Genomic DNA, 2,065 nt, shown 5'->3' with positions numbered 1-2,065 from the left:
CCCCGCTCGTTATCCCCAGCGAGGGTCCCCGATTGTTATCCCCAGCGAGCGGGAGAGCAAAGTCCGTTCCACCGAAAAAGAATTTAGAAGCAAATACGGTACCCAGATTATGTAATAATAACCAAGCCATTCGCTTTCTAAACCTTAATTGCCGTGCAGTCAACCGATAACATCAATGAACTGGTTGAAGCCTTACAACAGCCAGCAGATTTGGCTTTTGAGCTACCCGACCCCGAAGACGAAGGAATTCCAGAAACAGAGTTTCTCCAGCAGTTAGACGTAGCTTGGCAGGTATGCGATAAATTTGATTTACAAACCGATATCTGGCGAGGAAGAATCTTACGCTCCGTTCGCGATCGCGAAAAAAAAGGAGGAGATGGACGCGGTACCGGCTTTCTTAAATGGCTCAAAGAACGAGAAATTAGTAAAAGTAATGCCTATGCTTTGATTCAATTGGCAAACAGCGCCGATACTCTTTTGCAAGAAGGTAAACTCGAAATAAAATCTATTAATAACTTTAGTAAACGAGCCTTTGTTGAAACCGCAAAAGCTTCACCAGAAGTCCAGGTAATGGTAAGTGAAGCAGCGCAAAATGGCGATCGTATTACTAGACGAGAAGTCAAACAGCTTTCTGAAGAATGGACTGCAATGTCCTCGGAACTTCTACCAGAAGCAGTCAGGCAAAAAGCAGCGGACAATACCCTTCCACCCCGCTATCTTGCACCGCTGGTCAAAGAGATGGAAAAATTACCACAACCCCATCAAGTAGTTATTCAAGATGAAATTACCGCTAATCCAGATGTCGAAACCCTAAAACAAGCTACAACTGATGCGCGTTGTCTAGCAAAATATCTCAAAGCAGCCGTACAAGTACAAGCCCTTTCCAAACAAGAAGTTGATATCGAAACAGCGCTAGAAGAAGCTCAAAGAGTTGGGTGCATGAACATAGCTGCCGATTTAGTCAATCAAGCATCCCAGATAGAGCAAACCATAGCTAAGCTATACATGACCTGGAAACGCATCGCTAATTTATCAGATCGGCTTTATGTTGATACAGGAGCTTCAACACCACATCTGAGGTCACTACTTGATTGTTTAGAACCCCTCGGTGGTGAAATCATGGAATTACAGATTAGCGGTACCACCGAACGTACAGTCCGCCTACAAATCAGCGAGCAGTAATCAAAGTTCGTTATCAATTAGAAATATTGCCCCACGCAGTTGTAAGTCAAGCTTTGCGGCTTGGTTTAGTCCTTTATTGTATCCAAATAAGGCATTCTCTACATTTGCACCATTGAGGTCAGCATGGCTTAAATTAGCACCAACCAAATAAGCGCTACTTAAATTAGCCGCAGTTAAAAATGCATTCCGAAAGTTTGTATAGCTCAAATTAGAATGAACTAAATTGGCGTAGCGTAAATCCGCACCAGATAAATTAACACAGCTAAGATTGGCATTACTTATGTCAGTACCGCGTAAGTCAGCGTTTTTTAATACAGCATCCCGCAAATCAGCACCAGACAACTCAGCCTCACTTACATTTGAAATACTTAAATTGGCTTCTCGTAAATCGGCACCCACTAACTGGATTCCATTTAGCAAGGTTTGGCTAAGATTAGCACCTCTAAGATTAGCACCTGCTAAGTAAGCATATTGCAGATGAACTCGACTCAAATCGGCACCGCTAAGATTAGCACGAGTTAAATTGGCACCATTTAACTTGCTACCAGGAAAATCTCTTTCTCCTACTGCATAACGTTGAAGTAGTTCGCTTGAACTTGATGCCATTAATACAGCAGGTAGTTTCTGATCGTCAACTTGATTCATTTGGCTGCTTGCGCTTGAACTCAATTTAAAGCTTAGTTCAAAAATCTGGAAATATTCCTCTTCACTGATGACAGTTTCTTTTACTGTCTTAAAAACATTACCCCTAAAAGCCATTATCATGGCACCGAGTTATTACGGATCTATGACACTTCATTCAGTGGCATAGTTTAAGATACGGAGGAGATAGGGAGACAATTACCAATTCGCAATTCGCAATTCGCAATTCGCAATTCATAAC

General features: G+C 42.2%; 2 protein-coding genes. One reads left to right on the top strand and one right to left on the bottom strand.

All coding sequences use genetic code 11. The features are described from left to right. The first annotated feature begins 153 nt into the window (after positions 1-153). A complete protein-coding gene (locus tag VB797_RS20720; RefSeq protein WP_323239631.1) occupies positions 154-1,182 on the top strand; it encodes a hypothetical protein in 1,029 nt (342 codons plus the stop codon). Here VB797_RS20720 and VB797_RS20715 read toward each other — a convergent pair whose 3' ends face one another. Beyond that, on the bottom strand, positions 1,183-1,827 hold the full coding sequence (locus VB797_RS20715; RefSeq protein WP_323239630.1) for a pentapeptide repeat-containing protein: 645 nt from the start codon (positions 1,825-1,827) through the stop codon (positions 1,183-1,185). It abuts the gene before it with no gap. Positions 1,828-2,065: the final 238 nt, after the last annotated feature.

Source organism: Rivularia sp. UHCC 0363, assembly GCF_034931125.1.
Taxonomy (GTDB): Bacteria; Cyanobacteriota; Cyanobacteriia; order Cyanobacteriales; family Nostocaceae; genus Rivularia.
This window is presented reverse-complemented; position numbering and strand designations above follow the sequence as displayed.

What these genes read in the sequence shown, in the direction of transcription:
- VB797_RS20715 (WP_323239630.1), bottom strand. Translation starts at nt 1,827, where the DNA reads ATGAATCAAGTTGACGATCAGAAACTACCTGCTGTATTAATGGCATCA.